This window comes from Streptomyces physcomitrii, from assembly GCF_012273655.1.
In the GTDB taxonomy this organism is placed as follows: Bacteria; Actinomycetota; Actinomycetes; order Streptomycetales; family Streptomycetaceae; genus Streptomyces; species Streptomyces physcomitrii.
The window spans coordinates 92,318-115,208 of the sequence record NZ_JAAWWP010000016.1 but is presented as its reverse complement, the minus strand read 5'-3'; the positions used below and the strand labels follow the sequence as shown (position 1 = coordinate 115,208).

Sequence of the window (22,891 nt, the reverse complement as noted above, 5' to 3'; positions counted from 1 at the left end):
GTGAACACCCTCTCGCCGGTTTCCGACCTCACCGAACAGAGCCTGGACACCGTGCCCGCGGACTGCGTGGTCGGTCGCAACGTCCGCGTACGGGCCGGGCGGTTGAGGATCGGCAGCGGCGTACACCTCGGTGACGACGCCGTCCTCGTGGGGGACGAGGTGGACCTCGCCGACGGCGTCAGGATCGGAGCCGGCACGGACCTGCGCGCCTCCTCGCTCGTGCTCGGCACCGGCTCGGAGGTCGCGGCGGGGGTGCGCGCCCTGGTCGCCGAGCGGCTGTGGACGGGGCGGGCGGCCCGTGTCTCCGCGGGCGTGGACATCCTGTGCCGCGATTTCACCGCCGGGAACCTCCTCTACCTGGGAGACGGCACGAGCGTGGGCTACGGCGGCACGACCACGTCCACGGCCACCGTGCGGATCGGTGACCGGGTCACCGTCGGGCAGCACACGATCCTCAACGCCAACCACGGCATCGTGCTGGGCGACAACGTCGGCACCGGTTCCTATCTGGCCGTGTGGACGCACGGATACCACTTCGGCCACGGCCCGCTGATCGGCGTCGCACCGGCCTACGCACCGGTCCACGTCGGACGGAACGTATGGCTCGGCTTCCAGGTCACCCTGCTGCCCGGAGTGACCATCGGCGACAACACCATGGTCGCGGCGGGCTCCGTCGTCACCGGTCCGGTACCGGGCGACGTCCTGGTGGGAGGGGTGCCCGCCAAGGTCAAGAAGCAGTTGGACGGCACGGCGGTCACCGGGGACGCGGCCGACCTGGCGGTGCGCGAGGTACTGCGGACCTGGCTGCGCGAGCTGAGGTGGAAGGGCTGCGCCGTCACCGAGGAGGCGGGGGACCCGGAGGCGGCGGAGCTGCGCGTCGCCCTCGCCGACGGTTCCGAGGAACTGCGGGCCGTTCTGCTGCCCCACGGCGCACCGCCGCCGCTGCCGCGCGCGGAACCGCTGGCGCTCGTGACGGTGGAGGACCGTCCGGACCTCCGCACCGGGGACGGCTCGCCGCTCACCGTCTTCGAACTGCGCTCGGGCCGCCTGCGGGGCCGGGATTCCGCACTCGTCCAGGACCTGCGCGACCAGCTGCGCCGCCATGCGATGCCCTGCGGGGACAGCACCTGTTTCACCGCGGTGACTCCCTCGGCCTTCGCCCGGCTGGCATCGGCCGTGCCGGGCGGCTGAACCGCCCTTCCCCGAACCGATGGGAGACCCCATGACCACCACGCCACCGGACGGCCTCGGCACGGTGCTCGGCAGGGCAGCGGCCGCCCACGCCGCCGACCGCACGGACCGCTTCCTCGACCTCGCCCGGCAGGCCGCCCGTCTCGCCGACGGCGGCGGCGTTCCCCACGCCGGTGTCCCCCCGCTGCTCCAGGTGGCGGTCGACGCGCTGTACGAGGGGGAGACGGACGTCCCGGAAGCCCTGTTCCTCGCGGCCCTGCCCGCCCTTGAGCAGCCGGAGGACGCGGCCACCCGCGCCTCGGTGCTCCACAACCTGGCTCTGCTGGCGCTCACCCGGGAGGACTTCGCCCGGGCCCACCGCCTGGACAGCGAGGGCAGGGACCTGGCGGCCGCCGCGGGTGAACCCCTCGTGGAGGCGGAGTGCCTGCACGGCATCGGCGCCGCGCTGGTGGCGCAGCGGGACTACCCGCCCGCCTGCGCGCCCCTCGAACGCTGCCTGGCCCTCTTCGAGGAACTCGGCGACGAGGACGCCGTAGCGGCGGCCGCGCACTCCCTGGCGATGGCCCGTCAGGAACTCGGCGACCTGGAGCGGGCGCGGGAGCTGTTCGGGCGGTGCGTGGCCATCTGGCGCGCGAGCGGCTACGGGCACGGACTCACCGAGGCGCTCCAGGGCATCGGTGAGATCGCCCAGAGCAGGGGCGAGTACCGGGAGGCAGTGGCACGGCACGCCGACGCCCTGCCCGTCCTCCTGGAGATGGACGAACTCCCCGGCGTCTCCGAGTCGTTGGAGGGTGTCGCCCTGGCGCTCGCGGGGGCAGGCCGCACCGAGGACGCGGTGCGGCTCTTCGCGGCCGCCACCGGCATCCGCGACCGGCTCGGGGCCGAAGTGCCGCCCGCCGTACGGGAGCGGGTCGCCGGGGACATCGCCCGGGCGCGCACCGCCCTGGGCGCCGGCCCGTTTCGTACGCACTGGGCCTGGGGGCACGCGCTCGCCACCGAGGAGGCGGTCGCGTACGCGCTCGGCCGGGACGGAGACCTGCTGAGCAGATCCGGCCCCGAATGACCGGCCCCCGCACCGTGTTCCGTCCACGCCACAGATCGGAAGTCCGCCCATGATGTCCGACCCGAACAGGGCCGAGGCGACAGCGTCCGCCCGAGACAGCCTTCTCCCCGCGCTCTACGAGGGCCGGGCGGCGCTGCGCTGCGGGACCCAGTCGCTGCAAGGAGACGAACTCGCCGGTGCCGTCGGCGCCGTGGCCGCGAGGGTCGCCGGCGCCCGGCGGGTCGCCGTCGAGGCCGGGCCCGAACTCTCCACTCTGGTGGCGGTCGCCGGTGTGCTCGCCGCCGGGGCGGCAGCCGTGCCGGTGAACCCGGACGCCGGCGAGGAGGAGAAGCGGCATCTGCTGTCCGACAGCAAGGCGGACCTGGTGATCGGCCAGGTCGACCTGGCCGCCCGCGGTCCGCTGCCCGCGGCGCCCGCTGCCGACGAGGACCCCGCCCTCATCCTCTACACCTCCGGATCGACCGGCCCGCCCAAGGGGGTGGTGCTGTCCCGGCGGGCCGTCGCCGCCAATCTCGACATGCTCGGCGACGCCTGGGAGTGGAACCCCTCGGACGTGCTGGTGCACTCCCTCCCCTTCTTCCATGTGCACGGGCTCGTCTTCGGCGGCCTCGGCCCCCTGCGGATCGGCTCGCCCCTGCACTACAGCCCCGGCGGACTGCGGCCCCAGCAGGGCGGAAGCCTCTACTTCGCGGTACCGACGATGTGGACGCTCAGCTCCGACGAACACCTGCGGGCGCTCAAGGGCGCCCGGCTGCTTGTCTCGGGCGCCGCCGCGCTCTCCGCGGAGGCCTTCGCCCGGATCGAGGCGCTCAGCGGCCACCAGGTGCTCAACCGCTACGCCATGACGGAGACCCTGGTGGTCACCTCGCCCCCGCTCGGGGCGCGGCGCAGCGCCGAGGCCGTCGGACCGCCGCTGCCCGGGGTGCAGATCGACCTGCGCGAGGTGCAGGACAGCGGATTCCAGGAGATCCACGTCCGGGGGCCGCAGCTCTTCAGCGGCTACCTCGACGGCCCGCCCGCCTTCGACGCGGGGGGCTGGTTCGCCACCGGGGACCTGGGGCGCTTCGACGACAGCGGCTCGCTGCGGCTGCTCGGCCGCCGCAGCACCGACCTGATCAAGACGTCCGGCTTCCGGGTCGGGGCCGGAGAAGTCGAGGCAGCGCTGCTCGCCCACCCCGCGGTCGCCGAGGCCGCGGTCACCGGGCTCCCCGACGAGGTGCTCGGCGAACGGGTCGCCGCCTGGGTCGTCCTCACCGAACCGGGCAGCACCGAGGTGCGCGCCCTGCGCCGCCATCTCGCCGGGCTGCTCACGGACTACAAGCGACCCGCCGAGATCCGGCTGGTCGCCGCCCTGCCGCGCAACGGGCTGGGCAAGGTGCAGAAGCGGCTGCTGAGCACCCAGGACGGAGATGTCCGGTGAGCCGTTCCCCTGGAGGTCAGATGTTCTCGCACACGCTTCAGCTCCCTGCCCGCCAGGACAGGCCGCGCACCCGCGGGTTGACGATGGTCATCGACAACGGCCTGCCCTCGCGCCTGTTCGAGGACACGATGGCCGACTTCGGCCATCTCGTGGACCTCGTCAAATTCGGCTGGGGCACCGCCCTGGTGACCCCGCGGCTGAGCCGCAAGACCGCCGTGCTGAACGGCCTCGGGATCCCGTACATGTTCGGCGGGACCCTGTTCGAGAAGTTCGTCTCCCAGGACCGGGCCGAGGGCTTCGTCGCACTCTGCCGCGCCCACGAGTGCCCCTACGTCGAGGTGTCCAACGGCACCATCGACCTCTCCGCGTCCCGCAAGGCGGAGTTCATCGAGAAGCTGGCCGCCGAGTTCACCGTGATCTCCGAGGTGGGCTTCAAGGACCAGCCCCGCTCCGAACTGCTCTCCCCCAGCCAGTGGATCGACGCCATCCGCGACGACCTCTCGGCGGGCGCCTCACGCGTGATCCTCGAAGCGCGCGAGAGCGGGTCGAGCGGCATCTGCCGGCCTGACGGGCAGCTCCGCATCGGCCTGATCGAAGACATCCTGCGGGCCGGATTCGACACCGAGAAGCTGGTGTTCGAGGCGCCGAACAAGGCCCTGCAGACCTACTTCATCCGCCGGGTGGGCCCGGAGGCCAACCTCGGCAACATCGCACCCCGCGATCTCGCCGCGGTGGAGACGCTCCGCCTCGGACTGCGCGCGGACACGCTGCTCGACGACCTGCTCCACAAGCACGCACCGGAGGACACCTATGAGGACCGGTAGGGACGCGTTCCATCTGGCCATCCCCGCCCGCGACCTGGACGAAGCCGCCCACTTCTACTGGCGGCAGCTGGGCTGCCCCGTCGCACGCCGCTACGAGGACCGCATCACCCTGGACTTCTTCGGCGACCAGGTCGTCTGCCATCTCGCGCCCGAGACCCCGGTCACCGAACCCCGCCTGTATCCGCGGCACTTCGGGATCACCTTCCGCGAGCGCGCCGACTTCGACAACCTGCTGCGCCTCGTGGAGATCCGCAAGGTCCCGGTCTTCCAGGCGGCGCGGCTGCGCTTCGAGGGCACGGTCGAGGAGCACACCACCCTGGTCCTGCGCGATCCCACCGACAACCTCCTGGAGTTCAAGCACTACCGGGACCCCCGGATGATGTACTGATCCGCCCCCACGAAGAGTAGGGATGCGCAGATGAACGCTGTGGCCGCTCGCCTGCGGCCGATGCGGGAGTCCGCGGCGGCCCGGCGGTCGGAGATGCGTCTCCGGCGGCGACTTGCCGCCTCGGTGCGCTCGGCCGGCCGGCCCCTCGCGGCCGCGGTCTGGGCGGTGAATCTCGCACGGGCCCTGTCACCCGTCGCCGTGGGCCTGTTCACCGGGCTTCTGGTGCAGCACCTGGTGACCTCCCCGCGGGACACCGGCGGGCTGACCCGCCTCACGCTCGCGCTGTGCGTCACCCTGCTGGCGTCGCAGAGCGCCGAAATCCTGGCCGGTGCGGTCAAGTTCAGCGCCGCACGCCGCATCGACCGATGGCACCGCCTGCGGCTGGCGGACCTGATGGGCGCGCCCAGCGGCATCGGGCACCTGGACGACCCCGCGGTCCGGCAGGAACTCGATCAGGCGGCCCCTCTCAAAGGGCTCCCCGGCTGGGTCTCCTACACCTTCGGCACCAGCGCGGTGGGACAGGTCGTGATCAGCACCCGCACCGTCGGCGCCTGCTGCGCCGCCCTCGTACTCGCCTGCTTCTCCTGGCCCCTGGCGCTGCTGGCGCTGGCTGCGGCCATGGGGGTGCGCGCCGCGACCGGCCGGGACTGGATGGAGCAGCACGCGGTGATCCGCGGCTTCGCGCCCGCCACCCGGCGGGCGGAGTACTGGGCCGAGGTGGCCGCCTCCTCCTGGTCGGCGAAGGAGGTCCGCGTCTTCGGGCTGTCCGCCTGGGCGATCGGCCGGTTCCGCGAGGTACTGGCCGCCCGTACGGACCGGGTCGCGCGCGTCCGGCTCCGGCTCCTGCGCCGGCTCGGCGGCGCGGTACTGGTCCTGGCGCCCGTCGCGGCGCTCGGCCTCGGCGTCCTCGCCGCCGCGGGCGACCGGCTGCCTCCGGGCGAATTCGCCCTCCACCTGGGCATGTTCTGGGCGGTGCTGAGCGTCAGCCGCTGGGACGCCGACTCCTACGACGTGCAGTTCGCGGGCCTGCCGGCGCTGCGGGCGGTGGACCGTCTGGAGGCCCTCCTCGCCGACGCGGACCCGTACCCCTCGGGCGGGCTCGCGAGCGGGGCGCCCGCCGCGGGCGCCCCCCGGATCCGGTTCGAGTCGGTCGGCTTCGCCTACCCCGGCTCCGCGCGCCGGGTCCTCGACGGACTCGACCTGGAGATCGAACCCGGGGCCACGGTGGCGCTGGTGGGCGTCAACGGGGCGGGAAAGAGCACCTTCACCAAGCTCCTGACCGGCCTGCTGGCACCGACGACCGGACGGATCACCGTGGACGGCGTCCCCCTGGAAGAGATCGCCCCGAGCGCCTGGCGCGCGCGGGTGTCCGTGGTCCTCCAGGAATTCGTGCACTACGAGCTGCCGCTGTCCGACAATGTGACGCTCGGCGCGCCCGGGCACCGGCCGAGCACCGAGGCCCTGGACCGGGCCGCCCGGGAAGCCGGAACCGAGGACCTGGTGGCCGCGGCCCCGCTGGGCTGGGAGACTCCCCTGGCCCGCGGCTACCCGCACGGAATCGACCTCTCCGGCGGGCAGTGGCAGCGCATCGCCCTCGCCCGGGCCCTCTACGCCGTCTCGCACGGGGCGCGCCTGCTCATCCTCGACGAGCCGACCGCCCATCTGGACATCCGCGCCGAGCTGGAGCTCTTCTCCCGTATCGGCGACCGGGCACGGGACGCGAGCGTCCTGCTCATCTCCCACCGCCTGGCCACCGTCCGCCGGGCGGACCGGATCGTCCTCCTCGACGCGGGGAGGGTCGCGGAATCGGGCACCCACGAGGAGTTGATGGCGCTCGGCGGCCGCTACGCCGAGATGTTCACCCTGCAGGCGCGGAGGTTCACCGAAGACGAAGCGGACCCGCCGGGGGATCTTCCCTTCGTACCCGGACCGGCTCCGGAGGCGCATCCGTGAACCGCCTGTCCGTCCTCGCGGAGCTGTTCCGGGAAGGCTGGCGGTCCCGCCGTGCGCTGGTCCTGGCCTATCTCGGCGTCACCGCCCTCGACATCGCCGCCGTCGCCGGATTCGCCCTGGCGCTGCGGTCGTTCGTCCACCAGGCGCTTGCCCACCACTATCCGGGGGCGGTCCCCGGCGCGCTGGTGGCGGCCGTGTGCTGGTCGTTGAGCACCGCCGGAGTCAGCGCCCGTACCAACCTCGTCTATCTGCTCGCCGAGTCCACCGGACTGGAGCTGAACAGCCGTGTCCTCGCGCTCGTCGCGGGCCTGGAGGACCTGGCCCGGCTCGAACAGCCCGAGTACGCCGACCACGTCGACCTGGTCAGAGGCGGAGGCGACGTCATCGCCCGTTCCGCCTGGCTCTCGGTGGAGGTCCTCTCCGCGCTCACCCGGCTGACGGCGGTCCTCGTCGTGATGGCGTTCATCGCCCCGCCGCTGCTCGCCGTCGCCGCCGGGCTGGTGCCCGCGCTGCTGCTCTCCCGCCGGGGGCAGCACCACATACGCGGTGCCCTGAAGAGGACCGCGCCGCACGCCCGGCTCGCCGAACACCTCCACCACCTGCTCACCGAGCCGGCGCCCGGTATGGAGATCCGGATCGCGGGCGCCCACGAGACCCTGCGGGCCAGGGCACATGGGGCGTGGACCGCGCTGCTGACCGGCCAGGAGAGGGCCCAGTGGCGCGCGGCCGGGCTGTCGGTCACCGGCTGGGCGGTCTTCGCCGCCGGCAACACCCTCGCCCTGCTCCTGTTGGTGCGGTCGGTCGGCGCGGGCGACCTGGCGCCCGCCGACGTACTCGTCCTGCTCACCCTGACCACGACGCTGCGCACCCAGGCGGAGGGGACCATGGCCACGCTGCGCCAGGCGGCGGACGGCGTCCATCTGCTGGAGTCCTACTGCTACTTGACACGCGTCGGCAGCGGCCGTCCCCCCGGCAGCGGTGGCACCCGTCTCCCGCCTCCCAGCGCCCTGCGGGAAGGGATCGCCCTGCGCGGCCTCTCCTTCGGGTATCCGGGCAGCAAGGCCCCGGTGCTGCGCGACATCGACCTCCTGCTTCCCGCGGGCGCCACGGTGGCGCTCGTCGGTGAGCACGGAGCGGGCAAGACGAGTCTGGTCAAGCTGCTGTGCGGGCTGTACGAACCCACCGGGGGGAGCATCCTGGTGGACGCGGTGCCGCTCGGGCGGATACCGGCACCGGCCTGGTGGGCGAAGATCACCGCGGGCTTCCAGGACCACGCCCGCTTCGCCTTCCTCGCCCGCGAGGCGGTGGGAGCCGGTGAGCTGTCGGCCCTGGACGACCGGGAGCGGATCACCGAGGCGCTCACCGCGGGCGGCGCCCGGGAGTTCGTGTCCGCGCTGCCCGCGGGCCTGGAGACCCAGCTGGGCAGCGAGTTCGGAGGGGAGGAGCTGTCCGGCGGTCAGTGGCAGCGCCTCGCGCTGAGCCGGGCGGGCATGCGGCGGGCCCCGCTGCTGTGCGTCCTGGACGAACCGACGGCCTCGCTCGACGCCCGCAGCGAGTACGAACTCCACCGGCGCCAGGCCCGTCTGGCCCGGGTCACCGGCGCCCGGCACGGCACCGTGACCCTGATGGTCACCCATCGCTTCTCCACGGTGCGCATGGCCGATCTGATCGTCGTCCTCTCCCGGGGAAGCATCGTCGAACAGGGCAGCCACGCGGACCTCATGGCGAAGGACGGCAGCTATGCCTCGATGTACCGGATGCAGGAAGCCGGTTACCGCGAGAAGGGCGGCCGCTGACCTTGGAATCCGGCCCTGCCCGCCGCGCGGCGGGGCCCCCGGCAGGTATCGACGAAGCGGGAAGTCACCATGAAAAGGCCCTTGCTCAACCGCAGGCTCGACGGACTCGGCACCACGATCTTCGCCGAGATGTCCGCCCTGGCACAGCGCACGGGAGCGATCAATCTGGGCCAGGGGTTCCCCGACACCGACGGGCCGGAGGAGATCCGCGAGGCGGCCGTCCGCGCGCTGCGCGACGGCCGCGGCAACCAGTACCCGCCCGGCCCCGGTGTACCGGAGCTGCGCGAGGCGGTCGCCGCGCACCAAGCACGCTTCTACGGAACGTGTTTCGACCCGGACACCGAGGTCCTGGTCACCGCGGGGGCCACCGAGGCGGTCGCCGCCTCGATGCTCGCCCTCCTGGAACCGGGCGACGAGGTGATCGCCTTCGAGCCCTACTACGACTCGTACACGGCCTGTATCGCCATGGCGGGGGCCCGCCATGTCCCCCTTCCGCTCCGGGCGCCGGACTTCCGCCCCGACCTCGACGCCCTCCGGGACGCCCTCACGCCCCGCACCCGGCTGCTGCTCCTGAACTCGCCCCACAACCCGACCGGCACGGTCCTCACCCGCGCCGAGGCGAGCGCCGTCGCCGAACTGGCGGTCGCCCACGACCTGCTGGTGGTCACCGACGAGGTCTACGAACACCTCGTCTTCGAGGGCGCCCACCATCCGCTGATCTCCTTCCCCGGGATGCGGGAGCGGACCGTCTCGATCTCCTCCGCGGGCAAGACCTTCTCCTTCACCGGCTGGAAGGTCGGCTGGGTGACCGGCAGCGCCGCACTGGTGAGCGCCGTCCGGACGGCGAAGCAGTATCTGACCTTCGTCAGTTCGGGGCCCTTCCAGCACGCGGTGGCCGAGGCGCTGCGCCTGCCCGGCACCCACTTCTCCGCCCTGCGCGAGGACCTGCGCCGCAAGAAGGAGATCCTGTCGGCCGGTCTGGAGGAGGCTGGCTTCACGGTGTACCGGCCCCAGGGCACCTACTTCGTCACCGCGGACATCGGGCCCCTGGGCGAGGAGGACGACGTCACCTTCTGCCTGCGGCTGCCGGAGCGGTGCGGGGTGGTGGCGGTACCGCACTCCGTCTTCTACGACGATCCCGGCACCGGTCGGGGCCTGGTGCGTTTCGCGTTCTGCAAACAGGACGGCGTGCTGCGCGAGGCCACCGAGCGGCTGAAGACCCTGCGCGACTGATCCCGCCGCTCCCTCCTCGCTCCGGGGGCGCCTACGCCTGGACCGCGAAGGCACCCGGTGTCACCGGCGCCAGCGGGGGCAGGCCCGCGGCGTAGCGCTCCAGTTCGGTCAGCGCGGCGGTGTCGACGAGGGCGCCCCGGGCCGTGTCGACCAGGACGGCTCCGGGGGCAGGGCGGCCAATTCCGCGGCGTCGATGAGGTGGTGGGACTCGGGCAGGGACGGCGCGTGCAGGCTGAGTACGTCGGCCCCCGGCAGCGCCTGGTACTCGGTTTGCGGGATGTCCGGGGCGTTGTGCGCGCGCAGGCCGTTGGTCTGCTGCGCGTAGCCACCGGAGGTCCCGGCGGCGATACGCCGGAGGTCCGAGGCCGCGGACGGGCCCGGTTCCCCTGTTCCGTACGCGGATATGCTGCCCCGGTGGAGGAGCCCGATCAGACGCCGCGGAGCGGGGCCGACGGGCGGTCGACCCGGTGGGAGGCGCACCGCGCCCGGCGGCGGGGCGAGATCCTGGACGCGGCCCTCGCGGCCATCGACGAGGAGGGGCCCGAGGTCGGGGTCCGGCGCATCGCGGAGCGGATCGGCGCACCGCGCTCCGCCGTGTACCGGCACTTCCGGGACCGCGCCGACCTCGACGGCCGGATCCGCAGGCGCGCCCTCGACTCACTGCTCGCCGAACTGGGCCCGACGCTGGAGCCCGACGGCACCGTCCTGTGCGCGATCCGCCGCTCGGTGGACGCCTATCTGGGCTGGATCGCCGCGCATCCGCAGCGGTACGCCTTCCTCTCGGCCGGGGAGCACGGCGGCAGGTCGCCCGACACCGAGGGCACCAAGGCGGTGATCGCGCACCGCGCGGGCACGGTCTTCAAGGCGGTGCTGCGCGCCCTCGGCAAGGACGACGCGGGTCTCGCCGTGCCGCTCGCCTCCGGCCTCGTCGGCTTCGTGGACGCCACCGTCGACAACTGGCTGGCGGGCAGGCCGGACACGGCTGCCTCGGCGCCGCTCGCCGAGTTCCTCACCCGCTCGGTCTGGGCGGTGCTGGACGGCAATCTGCGGGCGCTCGGCGTCCAACTGGCCCCGGATCAGCGGGTGTCCGCACTCCTGGGCGACTGAGCCGCCGCCCCTCCCACGCTCCCCGTCCGGGCACCTTCGGCGCCGGGACTCTCCCCCGCCCTCGCGTGACCCAGCTCACACAGCCGAGCGATATCTGAAACAGGATGTCGCAGGTACTTTAGTGCTACCTCGGGTAACACTAACTTGTCGGCCGACCGCCGATCCAGAACACCGCCCCGGAGCACCGCCCGGTGCCGCGCCCCGGGGGCCCGGCCGCGGTCAGGGCCCGGTGGCCCCGCCCGGCGAGCACCGCCGGGACACCCGTGCCGTACCGGCCGCATCGCACGAAGGACCAGAGGAGCAGTACATGAAGCAGCAGCACGTCGACGTGATGATCCTCGGCGCGGGGCTGTCCGGCATCAGCGCGGCCTGCCATCTGGCCGAGGCCGACCCGGGGTTGTCCTACACGATCCTGGAGCGCAGGGACCGCATCGGCGGCACCTGGGACCTCTTCCGCTACCCGGGGGTCCGCTCGGACTCGGACATGTACACCTTCGGCTACCGCTTCCGCGCCTGGCACGGCACCAAGATCCTCGCCGACGGCCCCGGCATCCGGGAGTACGTGCAGGAGACGGCCGGGGAGCACGGCGTCGTCGAGCACATCCGCTTCGGGCGGCGGGCCGTACGGGCGTCCTGGTCGAGCGAGGACGGGCTGTGGACGGTGGAGGCCCACGACGAGGCCACCGGCGAGAGCGAGCTGCACACCTGCCGCTTCCTGGTCAACGCCACCGGCTACTACGACTACGACGAGGGCTTCCGCCCCGAGTTCCCCGGCGAGGAGCGCTTCACCGGGACCGTGGTGCACCCGCAGCACTGGCCCGAGGACCTGGACTACCGGGGCAAGCGCGTGGTCGTCATCGGCAGCGGCGCCACCGCCATCACGCTGGTGCCCGCGATGGCGGAGGAGGCGGCGCACGTCACCATGGTCCAGCGCTCGCCCACGTACATCATGACGCTGCCCACCCACGACCCGGTCTCGGTGGTGCTGCGCAAGCTGCGCGTCCCGGCCAAGCTGGTCTACGACCTCGGGCGGCGGCGCAACATCGCCCTGCAGCGCGGTCTGTACGCGGCCTGCCGCAAGGCGCCCCGGCTGATGCGCAAGGTGCTGCTCGCCGGTGTACGGGCGCAGTTGGGCCCGAACATCGACATGCGGCACTTCACGCCCTCGTACAAGCCCTGGGACCAGCGGCTGTGCGTGGTGCCGAGCGGCGACCTGTTCAAGACGCTGCGCAGCGGCCGCGCCTCGGTGGCCACCGACCACATCGAGACCTTCACCGAGAAGGGCATCCGCCTGAAGTCCGGCGAGGAGATCGAGGCGGACGTCATCGTCACCGCCACCGGTCTGCGGGTGCAGCTCGCCGGCGGCGCCGCGCTGGAGGTGGACGGGCGGCCCATCGCCACCCGCGACCACGTGATCTACAAGGGGGTGCTGCTCGACGGCATCCCGAACCTGGCGATCATCCTCGGGTACACCAACGCCTCCTGGACGCTGAAGGCGGACATGGCGGCCGACTATGTGGCCCGGCTGCTCACGTACATGCGCGAGCAGGGCCACGAGCAGGTCACCGCGGTCGCGACCGAGTCCGACCGGGCCGCGGAGTCCGCGATGGGCGACTCGCTCAACTCCGGCTACATCCAGCGCGGGGACGCCGTGATGCCGCGGCAGGGCACCCGCGCCCCGTGGAAGATCCTCAACAACTACTACCGCGACCGGCGGGCCCTGAGCCGCTCCCCGATCGCCGACCCCGCCCTGCGCTTCGGCTCCCGGCCGGGAGCCGCCCCCGCGGGCGGGGAGCCGAGGTCCGCGCAGGCGGACAGCACCGCCCGCGTGGCCTGAGCACGGCCCGCCGCCCGCCCACCCGCGAAGGAAGCCGAGGACCGCCGATGACCAGGCAGCAGACGTACGAGGATGTGCTGAGGACCCTGTCCGAGGGCTCGGTGCACACCCACTTCGACGCCTTCACCGACATCGACTGGGACAACCCGGACTGGGCCGTGGACAAGAAGGACCCCCGCTGGGTCCTTCCCGAAGCCGACCCGCTGGGCCGCCACCCCTGGTACCGCGATCTGCCCGTGGAGCGGCAGGCCGAGATCGGCCTGATCCGGATGGCCAATGTCGCCAGGGTCGGCATGCAGTTCGAGAACGTGCTCATCCGGGGCGCGATGGACTACCTCTTCAACCTGCCCAACGGGCGGGCGGAGTTCCGGTACCTCACCCACGAGTGCACCGAGGAGACCCATCACACCCAGATGTTCCAGGAGTTCGTCAACCGCTCCGGCTGCGACGTCCCCGGCGGGCGCCCCGCCTTCCGGGTGGTCAGCCGCTTCCTGCCGCTGGCCGGTTCGCTGTGGCCCGAGGTCTTCTTCACCGGGGTCCTCGCCGGTGAGGAGCCCATCGACCACATCCAGAAGGCGATCCTGCGCTCCGGCGGCCCCGCGCACCCGCTACTCCAGCGGATCATGCAGATCCATGTCGCCGAGGAGGCCCGCCACATCTCCTTCGCGCACGAGTTCCTGCGCACCAAGACCCCTCGACTGGGCGCCTTCCGCAGGGGCTTGCTCTCCCTCGCCTTCCCGCTCGTGATGCGCGCCCTCGGCGATGTCATCGCCATCCCGGACAAGCGGGTCACGCGCCAGATGGGCGTGCCCCGCCGGGTGATCCGGGAGATCTTCTGGAAGAGCCCCGAGGGCCGCAAGATGCTGCGCGACCTCTTCAGCGACGTACGGATGCTCGCCGAGGACAGCGGCCTGATGAACCCGGTCTCGCGCCGGATCTGGAAGGCGCTGCGCATCGACGGCCGCCCCTCCCGCTTCCGCGGCGAACCCCCGGCGCTGTCCGCCTGATTCCCCGACCGAGCACCTCGACCCGTCCGCGCCCGACCGAGCCCGGCTTCGTCCGCACGTCTCCGAACACGTCGGCCTGATTGCCTCCGTCTTCGCCCGTCTTCGCCCGTCCCCGCCCGAGCCACCGGGAAGCCTCATGCCCTACGTCGTCACCCGGTCCTGCTGCGCCGACGCCTCCTGCGTCCTGGCCTGCCCGGTCAACTGCATCCACCCGGCGCCCGGCGAACCCGGTTTCGCCGAGGCGGAGATGCTGTACGTCGACCCGCGCTCCTGTGTCGACTGCGGCGCCTGCGCCACCGCCTGCCCGGTGGACGCGCTGAAGCCGCACACCGCGCTGACCGAGACCGAGCAGCCCTTCCTCGACCTCAACGCCGCCTACTACGCCGACGATCCGGAGCCGCGGCGGACCCCGATGGCCCTGGTCGCCCGGCAGGCCGAACTCCCGCGCACCGGGCTGCGGGTGGCGGTGGTCGGCGCGGGACCGGCCGGCCTCTACACGGCCGACGAACTGCTCAAGAACCAGGGGGTGTCGGTGGACGTCCTCGACCGGCTGCCCACCCCGTACGGTCTGGTGCGCGCCGGGGTGGCCCCCGACCACCAGGACACCAAGAAGGTCACCGAGCTGTTCCGGGCCATCGAGGGGCAGCCCGGCTTCGGCTACCGGCTCAACGTGGAGGTCGGCCGGGACCTGGACCACGAGGACCTGGTCCGCGACTACCACGCCGTGGTCTACGCGGTCGGCGCCTCCGGCGACCGGCGGCTCGGCATCCCCGGCGAGGACCTGCCCGGCAGCGTCTGCGCCACCGACTTCGTGGCCTGGTACAACGGCCACCCCGACCGCGCCGGGGCCGGGCACCGCCTGACCGGCGAGCGCGCGGTGGTGGTCGGCAACGGCAATGTGGCCCTGGACGTGGCCCGGGTGCTGACCGCCGACCCCGAGGAACTGGCCCGTACCGACATCTCCGACGAGGCGCTCACCGCCCTGCGCGCGAGCGGGATCCGCGAGGTGGTGGTCCTCGGCCGCCGGGGACCCGGGCAGGCCTCCTTCACCCTGCCCGAACTCCTCGCGCTGGCCGCCCTGGACGGGGTCGACGTCCTGGTCGAGGGCGCGCCCGGAGAAGCACTCGCGGGAGACTCCGCCAAGGCCCGCGTCCTCGCCGGACTCGCCGCCCGCAGGCCCGTACCGGGCCGCCGCCGCATCGTCCTGCGCTTCCTCACCGCCCCCGCCCGGATCCTCGGCGAGGACCGGGTGACCGGCCTGGAGATCGCCCGCACCCGGCTGCACACCGGGGAGGACGGCACGGTACGCGCGGTCCCGACCGGCGAGCGGGAGGTCCTCGACGCCTCTCTCGTCCTCCGGGCGGTCGGCTACCGGGGCCTGCCGGTGCCCGGGCTCCCCTTCGACGAGGCGAGCGGCACGGTCCCGCACCAGGGCGGCCGGGTGGCCCCCGGGGTGTACGTGGCCGGGTGGATCAAGCGCGGCCCCAGCGGGTTCATCGGCACCAACAAGACCTGCGCCCAGGAGACCGTGGCCGCCCTCCTCGACGACTTCACCGCCGGGCGTCTGCCCGAGGCCCCGGGGCTCCGCGGACCGGTACGCGCCACTCCGGGCGCCCTCGGCCTGGCCGACTGGCGGGCCATCGACCGCGCCGAACGCGATAACGGCCACCGCGAGGGCCGCCCCCGCGTCAAACTCACCGACACCACGGCCCTGCTCGCCGCCGCCCGCCGACGCACCCCCGGGGAACGCGCTCCACGGCGCCGGCTGCCGCTGCTCTCTCTTCGGGAGGGGCGGGGGGCGCGGGGCGCGAAGAGCTGACGGAGGAGCACGGAACACGGAACGGGACGGAAAGCGGTAGGCGATCCGGGCCGCCCTACACCCCGTCCGCGCCCGCCGCCCCGCAGGCGTCCCTCAGTCCCTCAGCCCCTCAGTCCCTCAGCTGTCGAGGCCCCGCAGCCCGTCCTCCCAACGGCGCCTGCGTTCGGCCTCGTTCTGCTCCCACCACGGCGGGGTGCCCCGCTCCCCCAGCGCGACCTTCGCCCGGTGCACACGAGCGCGGGCCGAGCGCTCCGCCGCCTCGTCACCGCGGCGCTTCGCCACCCCGACGGCGGACCGCGCGGCCATCAGGTGGGAACGGAGCCGGGCCGCCGCGTCCTCGGGCACGGCGGGGTCCGTGGCCCGCCAGCGGCGGCCGCGGATGACCACGAAGTGGCCGTCGGGGGTGCGTTCGGGTTCCTGGTGCTGGGTCATCGTCTCGGGGAGCGGCCGGTCGGTGGGGGCTGCGACGATACCCCGCGGCTTCTCGTCGCGCCCCCGCCCGCCTGATCCCTCCCTGATCCGCCGGAACCCTAGATGACCCCCTGAGCCGTCATGGCCTCGGCCACCTTCAGGAACCCCGCGACATTCGCGCCGCGTACGTAGTCGTCCGGGCTGCCGCCGTAGGCCTCGGCGGTTTCGCGGCACTGGGCGTGGACGCCGCGCATCACCTTGGCGAGGCGGGACTCGGTCTCCTCGAAGGTCCAGCTGTCGCGGGAGGCGTTCTGCTGCATCTCCAGCGCGGAGGTGGCCACGCCGCCCGCGTTGGCGGCCTTGCCGGGACCGAAGAGGATCCCGGCCTCCTGGAAGACGTCCACCGCCTCGGCGGTACAGGGCATGTTGGCGCCCTCGGCGACGGCGCGGACGCCCTTCTTCACCAGGGCCACCGCGTCCTCGCGGCGCAGCTCGTTCTGGGTGGCGCAGGGCAGGACGATCTCGCACGGTACGTCGTAGACCGTGCCCCGGGCCGAGAAGCGCGCGCCGGGCTTCGCCTCCGCGTAGGCGGAGATCCGGGAGCGGCGCACCTCCTTGATCTCCTTGAGCAGCTCCAGGTCGATGCCGTCCTCGTCGACGAGGTACCCGGAGGAGTCGCTGCAGGCCACCACGCGCCCGCCGAGGTCGTGCACCTTCTCCACCGCGTACACGGCCACGTTGCCGGACCCGGAGACAACCACCCGGCGCCCCTCGAATCCCTCGCCGCGGGTGGCGAGCATCTCCTGGGCGAAGTAGACCGCGCCGTAGCCGGTGGCCTCGGTCCTGGCCTGGGAGCCGCCCCAGGCCACCGGCTTGCCGGTGAGGACCCCGGACTCGTAGCGGTTGGTGATCCGCTTGTACTGGCCGAAGAGGTAGCCGATCTCCCGTGCGCCGACGCCGATGTCCCCGGCGGGCACATCGGTGTGCTCGCCCAGGTGGCGGTGGAGCTCGGTCATGAAGGACTGGCAGAAGCGCATGACCTCGCCGTCCGAGCGGCCCTTGGGGTCGAAGTCCGAGCCGCCCTTGCCGCCGCCGATCGCCATCCCGGTCAGCGCGTTCTTGAAGATCTGCTCGAAGCCCAGGAACTTCACGATGCCGAGGTTCACGCTCGGGTGGAAGCGCAGGCCGCCCTTGTACGGGCCGAGAGCGCTGTTGAACTCCACCCGGAAGCCCCGGTTGACCCGTACCGAGCCCTGGTCGTCGACCCAGGGCACCCGGAACATCAGCTGCCGCTCGGGCTCGCAGAGCCTGTCCAGGATCCCGGTCTCGGCGTACTCGGGGTGCCGTTCGAGCGCGGGCGTGAGCGAGGTCAGCACCTCGGCCGCTGCCTGGTGGAACTCCGGCTCGCCGGGGTCGCGCCGGCGAACCTCCGCGTAGACGGCCTCGATATGCGCGCTGACGTCCATGGCTGCCTCTCGTTCTGCCTGTCCCTGGGGGTTCCGCTGCCCGTCCCCGAGCGAGGGCATGCGGTACGTGGCAGGGGTCACCCCTGGCGACGGGGCCCCTCCCCGTTCGACGTCCGGAGTCTGCCCGGTGCCGTACCGGCGGGGAAGCGGCTTGACGAAGACTGTGCGTAGCCGAGAGCGAACAATGGCGGGGAGTGACCGGCGCGGCGGAACACGCGTCGAGGCGGCCCGGTGGACCGCGACCGGGACAGGGCTCCCGGAGTCGTCCAGAGGTGCCCAGGGGCGTCCGGAAGAGGCGCTACTGATCCGAACCCGGCAGAACCGCTCAGACTCCGGGCAGGCTCTGGAAGACGCGGACGGCGGCGGTGGTCCGCAGGCCCGCGAGGAGGTCGATCTGGGCGCGTGCCCTGTCGAGGAGGGTCTGCACCCGGGGGCGGTCCAGGTCCGCCCGCGCCTCCTCGACGTCGAGGAGGGTGCGCCAGACCAGGGACTTGCCCTCCACGCCGAGCCGCAGGGTCTCCAGTTCGATGACGGTGCTGAGTCCGGAGCGCCGGTACAGCGAGCCGTTGAGTTTGAGGAGGCCGAGGCGTTCGGCGACCCGGCCGCCGTAGACCTTGTAGCGGCGGGCGGGGACGCCGAGTGCGGCCATGACGTCGAGGAGTGCGCGGCGGTCCTCGGTGATCTCCCGGGCCAGGCGCGCCAGTTCGGGCCCGGCCGCCGAGTCCCGGTGGCGGTGGGCGATGCGGTCGGCGAGTCCGGCCCCGAAGCTGGCCCCGGCGAGGTGGTCGTTGAGGTAGATGCCGAGCAGCTTGCGCTCCATGGTCCCGCCTTCCGCTGTCCGTCCCGGGCGTGCCGACGCGGTGCCGGTCCTCAGCCTTCGAGACGGCGGGCCACCGCTGACGTGCCCAGCCTGGTCGCTCGGCCGCCCGCGCACCACTCGGCGGCACCCGCACCGGGCCCGCTCACTCCGCCGTCAGCGCCGTGACCGGGTCCGGGTCCGCGGTGCCCCGCGGCCACCAGTCCTCCTCCCCCGCCTCGGACTCGTAGGCGTACCAGAGGCCCTCGCGGCCGAGGCGCAGCTGGAGGGTGCCCGAGGGGTGGCTGAGGCGGTTGTGCCAGGGGCGGAAGACGGGGTGACCGGCGGCGCGCAGGACCGGGCGGGCGCGGTCGAAGCGGCCTGCCGGGGGGTCCCAGGGCTCCTCCTCCAGCACGGCGAGGGCGTCGGGGCCGCCCTGGCGCCAAGCGGCGACGGCGCGGGCGAGGTCCCCGGGGGTGCGGCCGGCCGCCTCGGCGAGGGAGACGTACAGGGCCCGGCCCGCGCCGGTGAGTCCGGAGCCGGGGCGGGCGGCCGCCAGGCGGACGGCGTCCTGCCAGAGCCCGAGTCCGGCGAGCGGGTCCTCGCCGGTGCGCAGCCAGGCGTGGGCGCGGGCGGCGGCCTCGCCCGCCAGCTGGTCGAGGGCGAAGGGGTCGGGGCCGCCCTCGACCGCCGGGTACGCCGGAGGGTGGCCCGGGTTCGCGGGCGGTGGCAGCGGGGCGGGCAGCGGCCCCGGCGCGGGTCCGGCGAGGACCTCGCGGGCCGGGACCCCGGGGAAGGCCTCCTCGCCGGGGTCCTGCTCGGTGCGCAGGGCGGTGCCGCGGCGGGTCAGTTCGTCCAGGAGGTCGCGCTCGCCGCGGCCGCGGAGGAGCAGGAGCGCGAAGGGGTCGCCGTCGAGGATGGCCGCGGCGCGGTAGCACAGCGCCGCCGCGTGCTTGCAGGGCAGTCCGTCGTCGGGGCAGTTGCACTCCGCGCGCAGCTCGCCGGGGCCCGGCAGGAGCGGGCCCTCCTGCGCGAGGGCGGCCGGGAGCTCGCCGTCCAGGAGGGCGGCGAGGTGGGCGGGGGCGGCCGCGGCGGCGTCCAGGAAGTCGTCCCACTCGGCGGTGTCCAGGGTGCGCAGGCGGATCAGGGCGCGGTAGGGGCGGGGTCTGCTGCCGTGCACATAGGCGAGGAGCCGGCCCGGGGCGACGCTGACCGTGTCGACCCGGCCCGCCGCCGCGTACTCCCTGCCGCGCCGCAGCCGCGCCGGGTCGAGCGCCCTCTCCTCCAGCGCGGTGAGCCAGGCCCGGCCCCACCAGGAGTGCGGTGCCCCCGGGTCGGCGGTGCGGCGGGACCGGTCCGGGGCCCCGGACTGCCGCCCGGCGGCCCGGAGTTCGCGCGGCAGGGCCCGGGGCGAGGAGCCCGCGGGAGGGTCGGGGGCGAAGGTGCGGTGCAGCTCCGGGGGTACGGCGGCGGGGACGACGGGGCGGCGGCGCGCGGGCCGCACGGGTGCCGCCGGGCTCGCGGTCGGCGCCCGGTCGCGAGCGGCGCGCAGGGCCCGGCGCGCCTCGTCGGCGGCCCCGGGCTCGCCGCCCGCGGGGCTCATCGGGGCCTCCGCAGGGAGACCAGGTCGGTGAGCTCGCGGTCGGTGAGCTCGGTGAGGGCGGCCTCGCCGGAGCCGAGTACCGCGTCGGCCAGGGCGCGCTTGGCGGCCAGCATCTCGGCGATGCGGTCCTCGACGGTGCCCTCGGTGAGCAGCCGGTGCACCTGTACGGGCTGGGTCTGGCCGATGCGGTAGGCGCGGTCGGTGGCCTGGTCCTCGACCGCCGGATTCCACCAGCGGTCGAAGTGCACCACGTGTCCGGCGCGGGTGAGGTTCAGTCCGGTGCCCGCGGCCTTGAGGGAGAGGACGAGCACCGGGACGGCGCCGTCCTGGAAGCGGTCGACCAGGTGCTCCCGCCGGGCCACCGGGGTGCTGCCGTCGAGGAGGGCGGCGGGGACCGCGCGGGCCGCGAGGTGGGCCGTGATGAGCCGGGCCATGCCCACGTACTGGGTGAAGACCAGGGCGGAGCCGTCCTCGGCGAGGACCACGTCGAGGAGTTCGTCGAGCAGGGCGAGCTTGCCGGAGCGGCCCGCGGTGCGCGGCGGCCCGCCCGCGGAGGGTGCCTCCTTCAGGTACTGGGCGGGGTGGTTGCAGATCTGCTTGAGGGAGGTGAGGAGCTTGAGGACCAGGCCGCGGCGGCCGATGCCCTTCGCCTGCTCGATGGCGGCCAGCGACTCGCGGACCACCGCCTCGTAGAGGGAGGCCTGTTCGCGGGTGAGCGGGACCGGGTGGTCGGTCTCGGTCTTGGGCGGCAGCTCGGGGACGATCCCCGGGTCGGACTTCTTGCGCCGCAGCAGGAAGGGGCCGATGAGCCGGGCCAGGCGGTGGGCGGCCTCGGGATCCTCGCCGGTCTCCACGGCTCTGGCGTGCCGGGCGCGGAAGGAGGTGAGCGGGCCGAGGAGCCCGGGGGTGGTCCAGTCGAGCAGCGCCCACAGCTCGGAGAGGTTGTTCTCCACGGGGGTGCCGGTGAGGGCGACCCGGGCCGGGGCGGGCACGGTGCGCAGCGCGCGGGCGGTCGCCGAGCGGGGGTTCTTCACGTGCTGGGCCTCGTCGGCGACGAGCAGGCCCCAGGGCTGGGCGGCCAGTTTCTCGGCGGCGGAGCGCAGGGTGCCGTAGGTGGTGAGGACGAAGCCGCCGGAGAGGTCGTCGAGGCCCCGGCCGGGGCCGTGGAAGCGGCGTACCGGCTCGCCGGGGGCGAAGCGGGCGATCTCGCGCTGCCAGTTGCCGAGCAGGGAGGCGGGGCAGACCACGAGGGTCGGCTCGGGGCGGGCCCGGCGCAGGTGCAGGGCGATCAGGGTGACCGTCTTGCCGAGGCCCATGTCGTCGGCGAGGCAGCCGCCGAGGCCGAGGCGGGTCATCATGTCCAGCCAGGCCAGGCCCTGGAGCTGGTAGTCGCGCAGCCGGGCGTGCAGGGCGGGCGGCGCCTCGACGGGCGGCACCCCGGAGGTGAGCTGCTCGCGCAGCGCGGCGAGGGCGCCGGTGGGGACGATGTCGACGCGCTCGCCGTCCACCTCGGCGCTGCCGCTGAGCGCCGCGGAGAGGGCGTCCACCGGGTCGAGGAGGCCGAGGTGCCGCTTGCGGGCGCGGCGTACCAGGGCGGGATCCACGGGCACCCACTGGTCGCGCAGCCGGACCACGGGCCGGTGCGCCTCGGCGAGCGCGTCCATCTCGGACTCGGTCAGCTCCTCGCCGCCCAGCGCCAACTGCCAGCGGAATTGCAGGAGTTGCTCGCTGTCGAGGAAGCCGGTGCCGTCGGTCGCGGAGCCGGGCGCCGGGCGGACCACGGCCGCGGCGGTCAGCTCCCTGGTGAGCTCGCGGGGCCAGTGCACGGCCACCCCGGCGGCGGCGAGCCTGCTGCCCGCGGCGCCGAGCAGGTCGGAGAGCTCCTCGTCGTCGAGGGAGAGTACGTCGGGGACCTCGCGCTCGCCGAGGCGTTCAAGGGGCGGCCAGACGCGGGCCGCCCGGCGCAGGGCCAGCGCGGCGTCGACGCGGGCGCGGGGGCCGAAGGTGTGCTCGCCCTCGCCGGCCCAGAGCGCGGCGGCGTCGAGGACCAGGGCGGGGTCGGCGCGGCTGTGCACCTGGAGGACGGCGGCGGCGCCGCGCCCCTCCCCCTCGAAGGCGGCGAGCGGCGCCAGGTCGAGGCGCAGGGACAGGGCGGTGCCCGCGTCGTTCCCGGCGGCGACCTCGGCGGCCCAGGCGCGGGCGCCGGGCAGCTTCCGCGGGGCCCGCGCGGCGAAGGGGGCGCCGTGGGCCGGGGCGGCGGCCGGGGTCCGCGGCAGGGTGTCGGCGACCGCGTCGACGAAGGCCCGGACCAGTGCCTCGGGGGCCGGGAGCCGCAGGGGCCCCCGGCCGGGCAGCGGGGCGGCGTGCCCCTCGGGCGGCAGGGCGGCGGCGAGGGAGCGCAGGTGGGCGAGGTCCTCGGGGTCCAGGGGCCCGGCGCGCCAGGCGTCCGCGCCCTCGGCGGTCAGGCCCGGGAGCAGCCGCCCGCGGGCGACCAGGCGCAGGGCGTGCAGGGCGGCGCCGCCCCAGCAGGCGGTGGCGGGGTGGGTGCCGGCCGCGGTACGGGAGCGTACGAGCAGCGGGAGCGCCCGGCCGAGGCCGAGGAGAAGCGCGGGGACGGTGGCGGTACGGACGGTGGTGCCCCGGGGCCGGACCACCTTCAGCTCGGTGTGCTCGCCGGGCGGCAGCGGCCCGCCGTCCGGGTCCCAGAAGGCGAGGCGCCCCGCGCGGGGTACCTCACCGGGCAGGAAGAGGGCGGGGAGCCTGGTCAGCGCCTCGGGCACGGCGGGGCCGCGGGGGAGGTCCTCGGCTCGGTCGCCGGACGCGTCCCGGGTCGTGTTCCCGGACCCGTCCGCGGCTCCGTCCCTGCCCCTGCCCCTGCTGCTCCTGTCCCTGTCCCTGCTCCCGTCCCTGTCCAGGGTCGTGTCACCGGGCCCGTCCGCGACTCCGGCCTCTCCGTCCTCGGTCCGGCCCCGGGCCG

Annotated in this window: 17 protein-coding genes; 12 read left to right on the top strand and 5 right to left on the bottom strand. The window is 74.2% G+C overall.

Translation table 11 applies throughout. The annotated features are described in order from the left end of the window. The 12 genes from HFV08_RS23485 to HFV08_RS23425 all read left to right on the top strand — a co-directional run bounded on the left by HFV08_RS23485 (position 1) and on the right by HFV08_RS23425 (position 15,638). Positions 1 to 1,191 (top strand): acyltransferase, encoded by a 1,191-nt coding sequence (locus HFV08_RS23485; RefSeq protein WP_168542141.1) that lies wholly within the window; start codon positions 1 to 3, stop codon positions 1,189 to 1,191. 31 nt (positions 1,192 to 1,222) lie between these two features. Then, a complete protein-coding gene (locus HFV08_RS23480) occupies positions 1,223 to 2,254 on the top strand; it encodes a tetratricopeptide repeat protein (protein WP_168542139.1) in 1,032 nt (343 codons plus the stop codon). 49 nt (positions 2,255 to 2,303) lie between these two features. Beyond that, positions 2,304 to 3,674, top strand: a complete 1,371-nt coding sequence (locus HFV08_RS23475) for an AMP-binding protein (RefSeq protein ID WP_246341961.1) — start codon at positions 2,304 to 2,306, stop codon at positions 3,672 to 3,674. A 20-nt stretch (positions 3,675 to 3,694) separates the two neighbouring features. Next, positions 3,695 to 4,498: a phosphosulfolactate synthase gene (locus HFV08_RS23470; protein WP_168542137.1), complete on the top strand. Its 804-nt coding sequence runs from the start codon at positions 3,695 to 3,697 to the stop codon at positions 4,496 to 4,498. Next, positions 4,485 to 4,886, top strand: coding sequence for a VOC family protein (locus HFV08_RS23465; protein ID WP_168542135.1), 402 nt, complete (start codon positions 4,485 to 4,487; stop codon positions 4,884 to 4,886). Before HFV08_RS23470 ends, HFV08_RS23465 begins: the two co-directional genes overlap by 14 nt. 30 nt (positions 4,887 to 4,916) lie before the next feature. Further along, positions 4,917 to 6,839 (top strand): ABC transporter ATP-binding protein, encoded by a 1,923-nt coding sequence (locus HFV08_RS23460; RefSeq protein ID WP_168542133.1) that lies wholly within the window; start codon positions 4,917 to 4,919, stop codon positions 6,837 to 6,839. Continuing rightward, positions 6,836 to 8,635, top strand: a complete 1,800-nt coding sequence (locus HFV08_RS23455; RefSeq protein WP_168542131.1) for an ABC transporter ATP-binding protein — start codon at positions 6,836 to 6,838, stop codon at positions 8,633 to 8,635. The genes HFV08_RS23460 and HFV08_RS23455 overlap by 4 nt, the downstream gene beginning before the upstream one ends. A 69-nt stretch (positions 8,636 to 8,704) precedes the next feature. Beyond that, positions 8,705 to 9,868: a pyridoxal phosphate-dependent aminotransferase gene (locus HFV08_RS23450; RefSeq protein ID WP_168542129.1), complete on the top strand. Its 1,164-nt coding sequence runs from the start codon at positions 8,705 to 8,707 to the stop codon at positions 9,866 to 9,868. 414 nt (positions 9,869 to 10,282) lie between these two features. Continuing rightward, positions 10,283 to 10,975, top strand: a complete 693-nt coding sequence (locus tag HFV08_RS23440) for a TetR/AcrR family transcriptional regulator (RefSeq protein ID WP_168542127.1) — start codon at positions 10,283 to 10,285, stop codon at positions 10,973 to 10,975. Positions 10,976 to 11,282: 307 nt separating this feature from the next. Next, positions 11,283 to 12,812, top strand: coding sequence for a flavin-containing monooxygenase (locus HFV08_RS23435; RefSeq protein ID WP_168542125.1), 1,530 nt, complete (start codon positions 11,283 to 11,285; stop codon positions 12,810 to 12,812). Between the two features lie 47 nt (positions 12,813 to 12,859). Beyond that, entirely contained in the window at positions 12,860 to 13,819 is a 960-nt protein-coding gene (locus HFV08_RS23430) for an AurF N-oxygenase family protein (protein ID WP_168542123.1), read from the top strand. Between the two features lie 136 nt (positions 13,820 to 13,955). Continuing rightward, positions 13,956 to 15,638 (top strand): FAD-dependent oxidoreductase, encoded by a 1,683-nt coding sequence (locus HFV08_RS23425; RefSeq protein ID WP_168542121.1) that lies wholly within the window; start codon positions 13,956 to 13,958, stop codon positions 15,636 to 15,638. Between the two features lie 117 nt (positions 15,639 to 15,755). On the opposite strand, the gene HFV08_RS23420 is transcribed toward HFV08_RS23425, so the two are convergent. From HFV08_RS23420 to HFV08_RS23400, 5 genes are all read right to left on the bottom strand, one after another. Then, the gene (locus HFV08_RS23420; protein WP_168542119.1) at positions 15,756 to 16,070 is read right to left on the bottom strand and encodes a hypothetical protein; all 315 of its coding nucleotides are present in this window, start codon (positions 16,068 to 16,070) and stop codon (positions 15,756 to 15,758) included. Positions 16,071 to 16,168: 98 nt separating this feature from the next. Then, positions 16,169 to 17,515, bottom strand: coding sequence for an NADP-specific glutamate dehydrogenase (gdhA, locus tag HFV08_RS23415; protein WP_168542117.1), 1,347 nt, complete (start codon positions 17,513 to 17,515; stop codon positions 16,169 to 16,171). Positions 17,516 to 17,840: 325 nt separating this feature from the next. Further along, on the bottom strand, positions 17,841 to 18,335 hold the full coding sequence (locus HFV08_RS23410; RefSeq protein WP_168542115.1) for a hypothetical protein: 495 nt from the start codon (positions 18,333 to 18,335) through the stop codon (positions 17,841 to 17,843). 142 nt (positions 18,336 to 18,477) lie between these two features. Next, entirely contained in the window at positions 18,478 to 19,914 is a 1,437-nt protein-coding gene (locus tag HFV08_RS23405; protein ID WP_168542113.1) for an SWIM zinc finger family protein, read from the bottom strand. Next, positions 19,911 to 22,694: an SCO1167/SCO6262 family helicase gene (locus tag HFV08_RS23400; RefSeq protein WP_168542111.1), complete on the bottom strand. Its 2,784-nt coding sequence runs from the start codon at positions 22,692 to 22,694 to the stop codon at positions 19,911 to 19,913. Before HFV08_RS23400 ends, HFV08_RS23405 begins: the two co-directional genes overlap by 4 nt. Positions 22,695 to 22,891: the final 197 nt, after the last annotated feature.